The following is a 14156-nucleotide window of genomic DNA, read 5'->3' on the forward strand; positions in this document are numbered from 1 at the left end:
TGTTGACGAAAACCATCAATGGAAAACAGCATCAGATACTGACGTCTATGACCGACCCAATGAAATATCCAAGTGCTGATATCGTCGATCTATACAGTCACCGTTGGGAAATAGAACTTGGGTTCAGGGAAATGAAACAGTACTTGCTCAAAAATGAATTAACGTTACGTAGCAAAACCCCAGAGCTAGTAAAACAAGAGTTATGGGGCGTATTGCTCGCATACAATTTAGTACGATATATGATGACTAAGATGGCTTACAGCCTGAAAGGGATATGGCCTTATCAACTCAGTTACAGCAATGCTTCTGGCTATATCATCAAGGAGTTAATGATGTTGCCTCACACTTCAGCAGGAAAAGTACCGAGCGTAATAAATAAACTTATTGCAATGGCTGAAACCTTTGTACTGCCAGAGCGAAGAGAAAGACATTATCCAAGATGTGTGAAAAAGAGACCCGGTCGGTACCCTGAACGAAAGCCCCAAAAAATGCCTGTCAGCTCTTAACTGACAGGCATTAGAGCCCAGGCTCTGCTTTTTGTTGGGCTAGATAACTCGTGAGAAACGAGTTTGCTTGATTTGTTGTTGTAGGTGCGCATCAAAGCACATACAAATAATACGAATAAACAAATTACCGCGCGCTGTTACTGTGATCTTATCTTGGCTAACAGATACCAAGCCATCAGCTAGTAATGGGTCGAGCGCCTGTAACGCCTCGCAGAAGTAGCTGGCAAAGTTGATATTAAACTGCTTTTCGATTGCTGGAATATCCAGCTCAAACTGGCAGATCAATTGTTTGATCACTGCGGCACGTAACGTATCGTCATCAGTTAAAGCAACACCTTTACAGATTGCACTGCCATAGCCTTCTTGCACGGCTTTGTAATAGTGCTTTAACTCTTTTTCGTTTTGTAAAATGGCATTGCCTATTTGCGAAATAGATGACACACCCAAACCTAATAAGTCACATTGGCCATGCGTTGTGTAACCTTGGAAATTACGGTGTAATTGACCTGCGTTTTGTGCAATTGCTAGTTCATTGTCTTTACGGGCAAAGTGGTCCATACCAATAAACTGATAACCCGCCGCTAACATCTGCTCAAGGGTATTTTTGAACATAGTGAGCTTGTCGCCAGCAGATGGTAAGTCAGCGTCTTTAATTTTACGCTGAGCAGCGAATCTATCTGGTAAGTGGGCATAGTTAAATACCGACACGCGATCAGGGTTTAACTCTATCAGCTGCGCAATCGTCTCTTTAAAACTCTCTGGTGTTTGCAGTGGCAAACCGTAAATCATATCTGCATTAATAGACTTAAAGCCAAGTTCACGAGCCTCACTTATTAAACCTTTTACAGATTGCACGCTTTGTGGGCGATTAACTGCCAGCTGCACATCATCATTGAAATCCTGAATACCAAACGAGACACGATTGAAGCCAAGTTTACGTAGGTGAACTAGCATGCCATCAGCTAAAGAACGTGGGTCAATCTCAATACCGCGCTCGGCATCATCAGCAAAATTAAAATGCTGCTCAACCAATGCCATTAAACGGCTCATTTGCTCTGCCGATAAGAACGTTGGCGTACCACCCCCTAAATGCAGTTGCTCAACGTTATAATCGGCAAAAAGTGTTGCTTGCTCAGCAATTTCAAGCGCTAAGTTATCTAGGTATAAATCGGCTTTAGATTGATGACGAGTGATCACCTTATTACAACCACAGTAATAACAAAGCTGACTGCAAAAAGGGATATGGATATACAGCGATAAAGAACGGCTTTTCGACGCTGCAATCGCGTTAATCATATCTTGTTGCTTATAACCATCAGCTAAAGACAATGCCGTTGGGTAAGATGTATATCGAGGCCCAGAAATATTGTACTTGTTGATCAGAGATTGATCCCAGCTTGGTAAATTTATCACAGTCAGCACTCCGCAATTGATTGAGCGGCTATTTTAACGAGTTTAGCAAGTTAGCTATTTGATCTAGAACAATGTCGGAGAATAGAAACGAATCGGCAATGCTTTAAGGTCGTTGTAAAAACAAAGAGTTTACTATTTGAGCAGTTGATTTAGTGATTGTTAAAATAAAGGGTTTTGCTAGTGACAAGGTTGCAAAAACTTTTTATACTGCATCCCGCTTTAGTCAGTTAAACCTGCTAAACGCATCAAAAAATTTAGCTTTCGCTAATACAATGGCCCCTTAGCTCAGTTGGTTAGAGCACACGACTCATAATCGTTAGGTCCCCAGTTCAAGTCTGGGAGGGGCCACCATTTTTACATGTTTCCCAAGTAAACACCTACTAACAGAAATTACCCTGTGCTACCTCTGTGCTACTTTTTATTATAGTAATATATAAACATTTTGTTAATTTGTTTGGTATATCAATAGATAAGTAAATGCTAAACTGCGATAAAATTACTAACATGGATGTGTCATATGAATCAATTTGATATTTCTGATAAAGACATAGAAAAAAAATTAACTTCTCTACAAGAAAATGAATTAAGCCAATCAGTACTAGTTCCGTTATTGAAGGAAGTTTACTCTGCTCGTGTCGAGTTTACTGGGGGAGTCTATGAAAAGGGAAGAGATATAATTATCTATAAGAAGGATGAGCTAGGTGAATTAGAACCTATCGCTGTACAAGTAAAAAAAATATCTCCCTCCGCAAACTCCCAATCTAGATCCTTTCAGCAGTTGCTTAATCAACTCTCACAAGCTAAAGATGAACCTATTATTGACCCAGAAACATCTTTTGAAGTTGATGTAAAAAAAGTGATATTTATCACACCCTTCCTTCTAGAGCAAAAAGTCATAGATACTCATAAAGGAGCTTTTAAAAAAGCTAAATTAGAAGGTATAACTATCATTGATGGATTTAAGTTAATAGGGCTGTTGAAAGCAAAAGCCCCATTTCTACTTAACTCATTACTTGAAAATGAACAAATTTTAAAAAGCTATGTTAGCCCTAAGTTGACAAATGATTTGCTTATGAAAGCCTTGAATATGGGGACGGGTAAAAAGGTTTGCGATATTTACTGTGATATTGATTTTACTTTCGGAAATAATCGTAGTGCATTAGATCAGTTTATGAAAATTGAACCCAAAAAAGCGGTAATAGTAGAAAGAGTATCATCAAAGTACTTTTCTAAGTTTTGTGCACGCTTTAAGTCAATGGAAGTAGCATCAGGTGTTACAGTTTTAGATTATAAGGAAATCAATCTTGCTAAAGAAAAGTTTGAAAAAGCGATTTCCTTAGAAAGTGAAGATAAAGCTCATCGTAAAAGTATTAGCTCTTATAGAAGAGAGATCAAAGAGTTAAGTTCTGACGAAATATTTATAAAATATAATTCGTTAGGGGTAGATGTGGACGCTATTATAACCTTAATTAAGAGTGATCCGGCTATTATTGAGGAGCATGCTTTTAAGGAACAAGAAGATGAATTGTTGTATAAGGCTTTGATGCTAAAGATTAGAAGAGCCTGTAGCAATATTGATGTGTTGAATTTAAAAATAAAGCAAATAAGAGATTTAATAGATGATTTAGATATTTCAATCGAAGTGGATTTAGGGTTAGTTGCTAAATCATTTAACACTATAGCGACTAAAGTGCGTGAAGCATATTCTAAGCGATTCTCAACAGATGAGTATCTGTACTCAGTAAATTGTCTCAATGAGTTCATAGCAAATCTAAGGCCGTATATTAATGAATTTGAAATTAAAAAGCTTGAATATATAAACAATACTAAAATAACACTTTCTGATGCTCTTAATTCCAAATATAACGTATTGTTACTTGGAGACGCTGGTTCAGGCAAAACAACGAACTTGCAAGTACATGCTGGTACTCTTTACGAAAATGGATACGACGGAATCGTTTTCTATTCATCCTTGAATGAACTATGCCAACATAAGAAAGTAGATGAGGAACCCTGTTTATTTGAATTAATAGCACGTTTTATGCACAGTGTTGGTATTCAAAAAAGTACGCAGGAAATTATCGGATCTTTGAAAAATAACAAATGTGTTATTATCTTAGATAGCATAGATGAGGCGATTGCGACCTATTCTTGGGTAATAGAGGCGTTATCAGCTCTTGCAAGAGGGATTACTAAAGGGAAAATAATTACCTCTTCACGTTATACTGTTGAAGAAATTAGTGAGTTAGGTTTTTTATCTCTATCTTTATGTCCGTTTAATAACAATCAAAAAGAGCAGTTTTTTAATAAATGGTTTTCCCAATCCGATGATGCTGTTCAAATTATTGAGCATCTGAATAACAATCCTAAGCTAGGCGATGTGGTGACAAATCCATTATCGGCAACGATTTTAGCAACGCTAAAAGAGAATAACATACCATTACCTACAACAGAGGCTTCACTCTATCAAAAAAGATTTGAATTGCTTAGTGGTATGTTTGATAGATTTAAAGGTGTTAATCGTTCAACAATACAACCAGAAAATTTAATTAGAACAGCTCAATATTTAGCCTTTGAAATACATAAAAAAGGAGAGCGAAAGTTTTCTCGTGAGCAAGCAATAAAAATTTGCGAAGGCTATGAAGATAATTTTGACTTATCTCCAAGCGAAGCAGTTGTTAATGAGTTAATTTCTCCTTGTGAGATTATCCAGCCTACAAACGATGGAAAATTTAGTTTTGGGCATTTGCGATTCCAAGAGTTTTTGTCATCAAAGGAGTTTGGTCACAGAAGAGGTTTAGTGTTGCACAAGTATGTCAATTCTAATTGGTGGTACGATGTTATTGTTCTCTATTGCCAAGATTCGAAGAATATTGAGTGGATTATTGAAGATGCAATTCAAAATGAATATACAGCTAAATCGCAGGAGTTACTCAAAACGATAATTCAATTTGGTAAGGAAAGCCAAAAAAGTAAGCTGACGCGTAATTTGAATATTGCTTTGCATGATGAGGCTAAATCTGCTCCAAACTATTTTGAACATGAACAAGGGGATTTTGAGCCAAACTATTTTGGAGACGATTATTATGAGGATTTAAGCTTAGAAGTAGATTTAAATTTGTAGGTTTCATTTGCTCTGTGGGCTGCACTATTACTTTAAATAAACTTCAGTAATTTCAGCCCTGAAGTGACCTAGCTCTTGCGATACAGTTTCGAGAGCAGTTGCTCTACTTAAACCTAAGCTTTTTAGCTCAGTCATTCTCTCTTGCGCATAGCTATGCCTAAGGCCATGCCCGCCATTAGAAAAAAAGAGTGTGCGATCAGATGCTTTTGAGAATGAGCATGACCATTTATGACCGCCACCAATATCGTAACGTTGCAAATAGTTAATTTCCCTATCACGAACCGTTATAGGCTGTGCTCAGCGCTTTTTTAAAGCTGGGTAAAGCGCTTATAAACATACAGAAACTCTAAAGAGGCTAATCGCATAGGATTTATTTTGAATTTAAATCACTTGCTAATAGGCACTCTAGGGACATAATAAAAAGATAGGGAAAGGCTTTATATGACACTTGATAAACTAGAACAACATGCCATAGCTTATGCTAAAAAACACAGAACACGTATTGCCCGTGAGTTAACAGACAAAAATCAGTTTCCTCCCGATACAAGACCGGTTTCTGTTTTTATGGCAGGTTCGCCTGGTGCTGGAAAAACGGAAGCTTCAAAAGCTTTTTTAGAAGAAATTGGTGCTGATAATGTACTCAGACTTGATCCCGATGAGTTAAGAGAGCAAATACCTGGTTACACAGGTGATAATTCTTATTTATTTCATCGTGCTGTATCTTTTATTGTAGAGAGGACACTTGACCATGCTTTTAAAAATAAACAGTCATTTTTGTTAGATGGTACCTTGGCAAGTTATGATGTGGCAGAAAAAAATATTGAGCGATCTATTCGTAAAGGTCGAAATGTGCTTATTTTGTTTGTATACCAAAACCCAGAATATGCATGGGAATTTGTTGAAGCTAGAGAGAAGTTAGAAGGGCGTAGAATTTTACCAAATACTTTTATTGATCAATTCTTTGCATCACAAAAAGTTATAAAGGAACTTAAGGCAAAGTTTGGAAGTCAAATTAAAGTAGATTTATTAGTTAAGAATAATAAAGGTCGAACACGCTTTTATCATGATAATGTTCAGGCAATTGAGCATCATTTAGATGAAAAATTCACTAGAGAAGATCTAGAGAGCCTGATAAAATCATCGTCCAGCTCAAAAAACGAGCTTTAGGAGTGCCTATGTTTTCAAATTTAATAAAGCCAAAGCAAGCTCAAAATTCTAAGCTTTCAGACTTTGTACTTGATTCAAGCTCAAGTGAGAAAAAGCGAGTTTATAATCAAGTTATTGAGCGAGCCATTTCCTCTCAAGTTCAGGTAGTAAATAAAGCACCTGCTGGCCATAAGTAATTATTAAAAGTCCCTATGCGGGACTTTTTTGCTTAAGAAAGAAACATAATTTCAAATAGATAGTTAAATTAAACACCTCTTAGACCAAAAATTCTTTTATTAGCTTTACTAGCTTAATCTCAAAAATTTATACACCCCTTTTTTATCCTTAAAATTCAATGAAATAAAATTATTTTTAATTTTTTAAAATATTTTGTCAGGTTTTCTGTGTTTGTCTCGTCTATAGCTGCAAATGACACGAAGTTGTTCTATTCGGTGGTAGTAATAGGCAGTGTCTTGTGTATCTATTTTTTACGAAAAGGACAAACTCATGACGACTACAACATCAACTGTGAATACGCTAAAACTTGATTCAACGAATGCACCATTTAGTGATGCTGCTGTTTGGTTAAAAGAAGGGTGGGGGCTATTTAAAAAAGCACCGTTTAAACTTTTTTTACTTATGACGCTGTTCGCCATTTTGCCTGGTTTAGTGCAGCTATTGCCTGCACCTACAGGTTTAACCGTATCTAAATGGTTAGCGCCTATGTTAATGGCAGCGGTGTGGCCTTTGTTGTTTAACCTGAATAATCAGCAAGGTTTTTCATTTAAGCATAATGCAACATGGGCGAAGTGTGGGCGAGTTGCCGTGTGGTCAGTTGTTGGTATTTTATTGGCGCTGGTGCAATTTGCAGTAGGGAGTACTTTGATTGGTAGTGAGCAGTTATCGGCTTTATTGTCAGGTCAGTTTGTTGATGTTGAGCGCTGGCGCGTAGGGGTCATGTTTGTATCAATTGTTCCTGTAAATATGTTGCTTATGTTTGTGGTACCTCTGTTACTTTTAAACAATGCTTCGCTTAGTGCAGCTGTTAAAGAAGGCATTACAACGGCACTAAAGGTGATTAAACCATTAAGCATGCTTTGTTTGATTAATATGCTCGTTACCATTGCTGCCCCTTATAGTCTTTTACCTATGTTGTTGGTAGGGCCGGTATTAGCATGTACCTACTTTTGTGCCTATAATCGTTTGTTCAAATAATAATAAAAACATGGAAGTACAGTGAAAGCTGATGTTCAAATAAACACATTGCTGAATGAATACGCGCCGCTGTTGGCGCGTGTTGCTGCAACCTACGAGATCAATCAAGCGCTACAAGATGAGCTAATTCAAGAGATGTCGCTGGCTGTTTGGCGCGCTTTTGAAAGCAATGACTCATCACCCGATGTTGCCTTTCGTGGCGATGCCAGCATAAAAACCTATATTGCCCGAATAGCTCACAATAAAGCGGTTGATCATGTGATAAAAGAGCAAAACCGCAAAGAGGTGGCAAGCTCTGAAAGTATTGATTACACCCAAGCCTTAAGTGCGCATAAATCACCAGACGACAGTTTAGATTTAATGGCTGCCCTTCGTAAATTAACGCTGAAATATCGGCAGGTGTTTGCTTTGCAGCTTGAAGGGTTTAATCAAAGTGAGATAGCGCAAACGCTGGGGTTGTCTGAAGATGCTGTTGCTAAGCGTGCCAGTAGAGCAAGACAGCAAATTGCGAGCCTAATGGAGTAAATAAAGTGGATAAATTCGAAGCAGATGATCAATTAGCTAAGTGGCAGCAGGCATTCGTGCAGGCAACTCCGAAAGTGGATAGTGAAGCGTTAATAGCACAAACGCAAAAGTCGCGAACTAAGTTAAAGCTAAAAGGGTTAATCGACTCATTTTTAGGTGTTGTGGTAACCATATTTTGTATTTACGCCATGTTGTTTGAAGCAAAAAATACCTATGAAACCATTATGTTTGCGCTATTAGTACCTATTCCTTTAGGTTTTGGAATTTGGTCATACCGTTTAAGACGAAAGCTTTGGCGAGCAGAAACACTAGACGTTAATGCAATGCTTAATTTTAAAGAAAGCCAGCTGAAGCACCAAGTTCATTATTGGCATGTGAGTTTTATTGGCTGCATTGCTCTTTGGTGCGCTTTGCTAATGGTTGCCTTGTTTAATATGGTTATGTTTAAAACATACAGCCTATGGCTTATCCAGCTTGGTATTAATGGTATTATCGTGCTGGCTGTTTATATACGCTATAAAAAATTAAAAACACAGCTAGCTGTAGCACTTGAGAGCATTCAAGCAATGCGCTGATGTGCGGCTCTCACTTTTGCTGCGAATTGATTTAACCAGCCAGTAGCTAAACTTGGTTTGTAAACCAGCTCGAGGCGCTCTTGGCAAGTGTAGTTACAGTCTAATACATCGATGACTTTGAGGGCTGGATCGTTTGCAATAAAATCAGGGACATATGCTAATGCAATCCCTTGTTTGACGAGTAACAGCAAGGTGCTGAAATCGTTGCAGCGATAACTTATGGTTCTAGGTACTTTGTCATCTCGCCAACCATCTGAGCCGACACCCCTAGTTACGCCACAAAAGGGTGAAATACTCGGACAAGCAAAACTAAATTGAAAAAGCTCTCTGTTGGTGAGTGAACCCTTACTAAACTGTTCGAATAATGGATGCGAGTGCGCAGCTACAACTTTGAAAGTAGTTGTGCCTAAATATATACGTTCAAAGTCACTTTGCAGTGTGCTTTCATTTAATGCCACTTCGGTAACTAAAGCTAAATGGGCATGGCCGCTGGCAACCTGTTCAATGGCTTGACCTTCCCAACTTGTATCAATATTAAATTGAAAACCTTGCTCATTAAATTGCGATAATAATAAAGGCAGGTAATGCTGTAACAGCAAAGAGGGGCCAGATAAGTTAACAACCGTATTTTTCGTGCTTCCATTAAACTCGCTGATAGCTTGATCAGCCTCATGAACCAAATTAAGCGCATAATGGCGAAATTTTTCACCTTGCTGATTTAGTTTTATATTTCGACCAATTCGCTTAAATAGTTGTGTATTTAGCTTAATTTCGAGCCGTTTTATGACCTTCGAAAGCGCGCCAGGTGTGACATTTAATGTTGCAGATGCTTGCTGTAAGTTATTGTGCTTTGCGATGACCAAAAACTTTCGTAAATCTTCTGTATCCAAGTTTGCCTCTAATTCCAATATGGAAACGTATAGATAGTTTTAATAGCTTAATGGTTAATTGTTTAAGTGCAATAATTTCGTTATTAAATTTCATTAAATGAGAGAGCGATGACGTCTTACAATCTTAAGCAGTGGTTTTATGTTAAGCGCCCTGATGGACGTGTCAGTGAGCAGCATTATGCATTGCGAGAATCTGTAATTTCGCCGACATTGGCTAAAAACGAAGTGCTGCTAGAGGCAAAGTATATTTCTGTCGATCCATATATGCGTATTCAACAGGCTGCTAAGCCGAACTGGGAGCAACCTCATGCATTAAATACAGTGCAAGGGGCTGCGGTTGTTGCTCAGGTTTTAAAGTCAAACAGCGAGCGATTTAAGCAAGGTGATTGGGTAAGCGCTTATTCAGGTTGGCAAACTCATGCAGTTGTCCATGCCAATGAAATACAAGCCTTAAACCCTAATGATGCCGATGTAAAAACGGCACTAGGTGTTTTAGGTATGCCTGGGCGAACAGCTTGGTTTGGTTTAATGGAAGCAGGTAAACCAAAAGCCGGCGAGACGGTTGTCGTTTCAGGTGCTGCTGGAGCCGTGGGTTCGTTAGTTACTCAGTTTGCTATAAAAAATGGTTGTCGTGTTATTGCCTTAGCTGGATCTGAAGAAAAATGTACTTGGTTAGAAAAGCTCGGGGTTGCTTATGCACTTAACTATAAGCAATTTGACTCAGCCCAACAGTTGCACGAAAGGTTGATGGAGCTTGGTGGTGTTGATGTTTATTTTGACAATGTTGGCGGGATGAACACTGATGCGGTGTTGAGCAGCTTAAACTTGCGTGCTCGCGTAGTGATTTGCGGGCAAATCTCGCAGTACGATGGCTCGCTTGACAACCCCGAACTAGGCCCTCGCTTTCTCCATCAATTACTTTATAAACGAGGGACAATTCAAGGGATTTTAGCAAGAGACTTTACTCACCGTATGCCTGAAATGATTAATCATATTTTGCCGTGGTTAAAAGCAGGAGAGATCCAATTTAAAACAACCGAAATTAATGGCTTTGAAAATTTACCAAGCGCGCTTGAGGGATTGTTCGAAGGGAAGAATATCGGTAAAGCGATTGTTCGTGTTAAATAAAAGGTATTAAAAAATGAAAGCAAATTTCGCTTTTCTGTTGTTACTTTGTTGTTTAATTGTCAGTTTTAAAAGCGTAGCAAAAGAGGTTAAACATTTTCATGCGCATAGCCGAGTTGGCATGCATGGCATGGTGTTGTTCACCGATGGCGTTGAGCTCTATGCCAGCCACCTTCCTTTGTACCACGCCCCGCATGATTACCAATTAATTTATCGTGTAGAAACTCGCTATGAGAAAGAACTAATTCGTTGGCTTACTGTGCAAGAAAGTGATTCAACTCCTCAGTATTTAAACTCTATGATCACTCTATTGCCTGCTAAGTTTGACTTGAATAAGTTAATTGCTGGGCAGACATTGAGTGTGCCCAGCCAATTATTCTTCGGTCATTTTGAACGAGGCGGTAAAAAATGGCTAAAGGATGAAAACTTTAAGTTTGTTTCTCTTGTATATAAACGAGCACTGTCATCGACTCAGCACGTGTCGCAACCGCGCTGGCAAAGAATAAATAAAGCGACAAATGAACAAGGAATACAAATATTGGTACATCAAATACAGGCCAGCCCGTCATTTGACGCCATTGCTTTAGTAAGAGGGTGTGAAGCTGAGCGTTTGCAGGTAGAAGTAAACGTGCCAACATTTACGCAATTATCAAGTGGCTTTAATGACTGTGAGTACAGCCAAATAGTTTATTTTGAAACGCAGGATTTTATAAAGTAGCCAGTAAAAAGGCACTTATTTGTAAGTGCCTTTTAATTCTTCTGACTATTTGTAACCGTTCGGGTTATTGCTTTGCCAGCGCCATGTATCTTGCATCATCTCATCGATGCCACGCTCTGCTTGCCAGCCAAGTTCTTTTAATGCTTTTTCTGGTGCTGCGTAACAAGCTGCAATATCGCCCGCTCGACGCGGCGAAATTTGGTAAGGTACGGCTTGACCGCTGGCTTTCTCAAAAGCGGTAACCATCTGCAGTACTGAATAACCATTACCTGTGCCTAGGTTAAATACGTGCGCACCTGTATCACTTGCAATTCGGTTCAGTGCTTTTAAGTGACCTAATGCTAAATCGACAACGTGGATATAGTCACGAACACCTGTACCATCTACAGTATCGTAGTCATCCCCAAACACACCAAGCTTTTCTAGTTTACCCACAGCAACTTGCGAAATATAAGGTAATAAGTTGTTAGGAATACCATTAGGGTCTTCACCAATAAGGCCAGACTCATGTGCGCCTACAGGGTTAAAGTAACGTAAGATAACAAAGGCAAAGCGTTCATCTGATTTCGCGATATCTTGCAGCATCATCTCTACCATAAGCTTTGATGTGCCATACGGGTTAGTCGTGCCACCAACTGGGAAGTCTTCGCGAATTGGTAAGCTTGCTGGGTCACCGTACACGGTTGCTGATGAGCTAAATACTAACTTAAACACGCCAGCATCACGCATAGCATCAACCAGAGTCAGTGTACCTTGTACGTTGTTTTGATAATACTCGATAGGTTTTACAACCGATTCACCAACCGCTTTTAAACCAGCGAAGTGAATAACACTATCAATCGTGTGTTCACTGAAGATTTTGTCTAAACAGGCTCTATCTAAAATATCACCTTGATAAAACGTGACGTCTTTGCCGGTGATTTGTTTTACCCGAGCCAATGACTCATTTGATGAATTGCTTAAATTATCAAGTACAACAACCTCTGTGCCTTGTTGTAGTAACTCTAAAACGGTGTGAGAACCGATGTACCCGGCTCCGCCGGTGACTAAAATGGTCATAAAATATCCATGAACTATACCTGGTTGAATTAGCCTTATTTCATCACATTTCGCGTTAAATTACATGAATAAAATGTGATTAAACTTCTTTCATAGAAATATCAGTGTCTTGTTTTTGATTACATTTTGCACCATATTGGTTACATCCAAGCGTTGAGTTATTAAGCTATAGTTAATTGTCAGCTGCTAAATTTTAATCAAAAGCTATTCCTGTTAAGTGGAGATAAAGATGAAAATTGTAAAGAAAATGGCCTTAGCAATGGTTATTGCACTACCTGCTTTTGCTCACGCAGGGGAGGCTAAGGTTAAATGGCATGACTTTAACGATTACCGTGATGTGCGCCCCGGAAATAACTCACCAAAAGGTGCATTTCATAAAAACGTGGCAAAGAGCTTTGAGAAGCACTTTAACAAGCTTGCTGAACAGTTACCTGATGGCTACACCTTCAATGTGGAAGTAACAGAGCTTGACCTTGCTGGTGATGTGCGTTTTGGAACGATGAATGAACTGCGCATTATCAAGCCAATTTATTTCCCACGCATAGACCTTAATTATTCGATTACTGATAAAGACGGTAAAGTGATTAGTGAAGCAAAAGACGTAAAGCTTAAAGATATGGGCTTTATGGACCGCATGAAAATGGGGCGCGATGAAGCTTATTACTACGACAAGCGTTTAATCAGCGATTGGTTTGAAGATGAGCTATTACCATCGTTAAATCTTGGCGAATAAATCACCTTGTTTGCAGCAGGTGTGAATTTATTCGCAAAGTAGACGTTTCAGTAAGAATAGCGCCTAATGCAAGTTAAGAAGACTCTCTGGCTTGCAGGTAGGCGTTTACTAAAGCTGTGATTATTTGGCCTGCATCGTTCATACCTGTTTCTAAACTAACCGGGTGTTGTGATGGTGCGCCTTCACATAAATGTAAGTAGCGGGCTGTTGCTTGGCTGGCAGCTAAATGCACAAAGTGTTCTGCATCACTCACATTAAAACCACAGTTGGTGTATGCGCTAACTGGCATTAACGAAATACTGTCTAAGTCTACTTCTACGCCAAGCGAGGCATTATCAAACTGAGCTAGTGCGTGTTGACATGCTGAAGATAAATCAACTTTACGACGTACTTGAATGTCTTGGTAACTATCAAACGTGAAGTTTGCGTTTGTCAGGGCATCCATAATCGCTTGGTTATTTTTAAATTCGTGTAAACCTATCACATGGTAATCAGCAAGGTGATTCTCGCTGTACGCATATCTAAAGCCATTGCCACTATGACGCCCTTCGCATTCTCTAAAATCAGCATGAGGGTCTAAGTTAATAGCATTTACTGGTTTACCATCTTGCTTACTAAGGGCACGCAAAATACCTAAGCAGTTGTTATGACCGCCACCGATTACAATTGGTTCAAGACCAGCTGCAAAGATCATTGCAAGCACTTGCTCAACGCGGGTGTCTATATCAGCGCACAATTCACGTAGTTTGGCTAAGTCGGCGTCGTTTTTATTATCAAGGTCAGCAGCTTGTTGGTTTAAGTCATCAAGGGCCACTTCGCCGAGTAATAACACACGTTCATGATTTAAAAATTGGTTATGTGTTTGGTTTAAAAAGCGCTTTAAAAATGCCTGCCACGCTTGCCCTGAGCCACCATTACCTAAGTTGGCACGAGGGCCAATATCTTCACATACGCCAACTAAGACATAACGAATACCGAATTGTTTTGCATCGATGAGTGCTTGTGGGGCGTTAACTTGAGTGTCGAGAAGGGCAAGGGCTTGCCAAGCTTTGAGTTCGTTAGCGCGGCGGACACATAAGTGCTTTACCGCCGCTTCATCATAAATTTTAAGGTAGTTTGTCACCGAG

Annotated in this window: 14 protein-coding genes, 1 tRNA gene and 1 pseudogene; 11 read left to right on the forward strand and 5 right to left on the reverse strand. The window is 39.2% G+C overall.

Annotated elements, in window-relative coordinates; translation table 11 throughout:
• Window positions 1-506 (forward strand): transposase (locus IMPJCBKJ_RS02680; RefSeq protein WP_166338695.1); only part of this gene is annotated, 506 nt, incomplete at its 5' end.
• A 39-nt stretch (window positions 507-545) separates the two neighbouring features.
• Here the strand turns inward: IMPJCBKJ_RS02680 and hemN are convergent.
• Window positions 546-1919: an oxygen-independent coproporphyrinogen III oxidase gene (hemN, locus tag IMPJCBKJ_RS02685; protein WP_166338697.1), complete on the reverse strand. Its 1374-nt coding sequence runs from the start codon at window positions 1917-1919 to the stop codon at window positions 546-548.
• Window positions 1920-2193: 274 nt separating this feature from the next.
• Between hemN and IMPJCBKJ_RS02690 the strand changes: the two genes are divergently transcribed.
• Together IMPJCBKJ_RS02690 and IMPJCBKJ_RS02695 are read left to right on the forward strand one after the other, a co-directional pair.
• Window positions 2194-2270 (forward strand) — tRNA-Ile (locus IMPJCBKJ_RS02690).
• Window positions 2271-2436: 166 nt separating this feature from the next.
• Entirely contained in the window at window positions 2437-5043 is a 2607-nt protein-coding gene (locus tag IMPJCBKJ_RS02695) for an NACHT domain-containing protein (RefSeq protein ID WP_166338699.1), read from the forward strand.
• A 27-nt stretch (window positions 5044-5070) separates the two neighbouring features.
• Here the strand turns inward: IMPJCBKJ_RS02695 and IMPJCBKJ_RS02700 are convergent.
• Window positions 5071-5352 (reverse strand): annotated as a pseudogene (locus tag IMPJCBKJ_RS02700) (site-specific integrase); the annotation flags it as partial.
• A gap of 132 nt (window positions 5353-5484) precedes the next feature.
• On the opposite strand from IMPJCBKJ_RS02700, the gene IMPJCBKJ_RS02705 reads away from it, so the two are divergent.
• From IMPJCBKJ_RS02705 to IMPJCBKJ_RS02725, 5 genes are all read left to right on the forward strand, one after another.
• Window positions 5485-6210, forward strand: coding sequence for a zeta toxin family protein (locus IMPJCBKJ_RS02705; protein WP_166338701.1), 726 nt, complete (start codon window positions 5485-5487; stop codon window positions 6208-6210).
• A gap of 8 nt (window positions 6211-6218) precedes the next feature.
• Window positions 6219-6386, forward strand: coding sequence for a hypothetical protein (locus IMPJCBKJ_RS02710; RefSeq protein ID WP_166338703.1), 168 nt, complete (start codon window positions 6219-6221; stop codon window positions 6384-6386).
• A 310-nt stretch (window positions 6387-6696) separates the two neighbouring features.
• Entirely contained in the window at window positions 6697-7404 is a 708-nt protein-coding gene (locus IMPJCBKJ_RS02715) for a hypothetical protein (RefSeq protein WP_166338705.1), read from the forward strand.
• A gap of 21 nt (window positions 7405-7425) precedes the next feature.
• Window positions 7426-7929 carry an RNA polymerase sigma factor gene (locus tag IMPJCBKJ_RS02720; RefSeq protein WP_166338707.1) on the forward strand — a complete coding sequence of 168 codons (504 nt, stop codon included), beginning with the start codon at window positions 7426-7428 and terminating at the stop codon, window positions 7927-7929.
• A 5-nt stretch (window positions 7930-7934) separates the two neighbouring features.
• On the forward strand, window positions 7935-8504 hold the full coding sequence (locus tag IMPJCBKJ_RS02725) for a hypothetical protein (protein ID WP_166338709.1): 570 nt from the start codon (window positions 7935-7937) through the stop codon (window positions 8502-8504).
• On the opposite strand, the gene IMPJCBKJ_RS02730 is transcribed toward IMPJCBKJ_RS02725, so the two are convergent.
• Window positions 8489-9394 carry a LysR family transcriptional regulator gene (locus IMPJCBKJ_RS02730; RefSeq protein ID WP_166338711.1) on the reverse strand — a complete coding sequence of 302 codons (906 nt, stop codon included), beginning with the start codon at window positions 9392-9394 and terminating at the stop codon, window positions 8489-8491. The genes IMPJCBKJ_RS02725 and IMPJCBKJ_RS02730 overlap by 16 nt on opposite strands.
• A gap of 108 nt (window positions 9395-9502) precedes the next feature.
• Between IMPJCBKJ_RS02730 and IMPJCBKJ_RS02735 the strand changes: the two genes are divergently transcribed.
• Both IMPJCBKJ_RS02735 and IMPJCBKJ_RS02740 read left to right on the forward strand, forming a co-directional pair.
• Window positions 9503-10522 (forward strand): NADP-dependent oxidoreductase, encoded by a 1020-nt coding sequence (locus IMPJCBKJ_RS02735; RefSeq protein ID WP_166338713.1) that lies wholly within the window; start codon window positions 9503-9505, stop codon window positions 10520-10522.
• Window positions 10523-10535: 13 nt separating this feature from the next.
• Entirely contained in the window at window positions 10536-11237 is a 702-nt protein-coding gene (locus IMPJCBKJ_RS02740) for a hypothetical protein (RefSeq protein WP_166338715.1), read from the forward strand.
• A gap of 45 nt (window positions 11238-11282) precedes the next feature.
• Here IMPJCBKJ_RS02740 and galE read toward each other — a convergent pair whose 3' ends face one another.
• Complete coding sequence (galE, locus tag IMPJCBKJ_RS02745) at window positions 11283-12296, reverse strand: UDP-glucose 4-epimerase GalE (RefSeq protein WP_166338717.1); 1014 nt, start codon at window positions 12294-12296, stop codon at window positions 11283-11285.
• 229 nt (window positions 12297-12525) lie between these two features.
• Here galE and IMPJCBKJ_RS02750 point away from each other — a divergent pair, with 229 nt between their 5' ends.
• Window positions 12526-13029 carry a DUF3016 domain-containing protein gene (locus IMPJCBKJ_RS02750; RefSeq protein WP_054552824.1) on the forward strand — a complete coding sequence of 168 codons (504 nt, stop codon included), beginning with the start codon at window positions 12526-12528 and terminating at the stop codon, window positions 13027-13029.
• 73 nt (window positions 13030-13102) lie between these two features.
• On the opposite strand, the gene IMPJCBKJ_RS02755 is transcribed toward IMPJCBKJ_RS02750, so the two are convergent.
• Complete coding sequence (locus IMPJCBKJ_RS02755; RefSeq protein WP_138616129.1) at window positions 13103-14152, reverse strand: formimidoylglutamase; 1050 nt, start codon at window positions 14150-14152, stop codon at window positions 13103-13105.
• Window positions 14153-14156: the final 4 nt, after the last annotated feature.

It is taken from the genome of Pseudoalteromonas sp. MB47 (assembly GCF_011319765.1).
GTDB lineage: Bacteria > Pseudomonadota > Gammaproteobacteria > Enterobacterales > Alteromonadaceae > Pseudoalteromonas > Pseudoalteromonas simplex.

Coding starts and splice junctions, on each gene's coding strand:
- IMPJCBKJ_RS02695 (WP_166338699.1), top strand. CDS start 2,437: ATGAATCAATTTGATATTTCTGATAAAGACATAGAAAAAAAATTAACT.
- IMPJCBKJ_RS02705 (WP_166338701.1), top strand. CDS start 5,485: ATGACACTTGATAAACTAGAACAACATGCCATAGCTTATGCTAAAAAA.
- IMPJCBKJ_RS02710 (WP_166338703.1), top strand. CDS start 6,219: ATGTTTTCAAATTTAATAAAGCCAAAGCAAGCTCAAAATTCTAAGCTT.
- IMPJCBKJ_RS02715 (WP_166338705.1), top strand. CDS start 6,697: ATGACGACTACAACATCAACTGTGAATACGCTAAAACTTGATTCAACG.
- IMPJCBKJ_RS02735 (WP_166338713.1), top strand. CDS start 9,503: ATGACGTCTTACAATCTTAAGCAGTGGTTTTATGTTAAGCGCCCTGAT.
- IMPJCBKJ_RS02740 (WP_166338715.1), top strand. CDS start 10,536: ATGAAAGCAAATTTCGCTTTTCTGTTGTTACTTTGTTGTTTAATTGTC.
- galE (WP_166338717.1), bottom strand. CDS start 12,296: ATGACCATTTTAGTCACCGGCGGAGCCGGGTACATCGGTTCTCACACC.
- IMPJCBKJ_RS02750 (WP_054552824.1), top strand. CDS start 12,526: ATGAAAATTGTAAAGAAAATGGCCTTAGCAATGGTTATTGCACTACCT.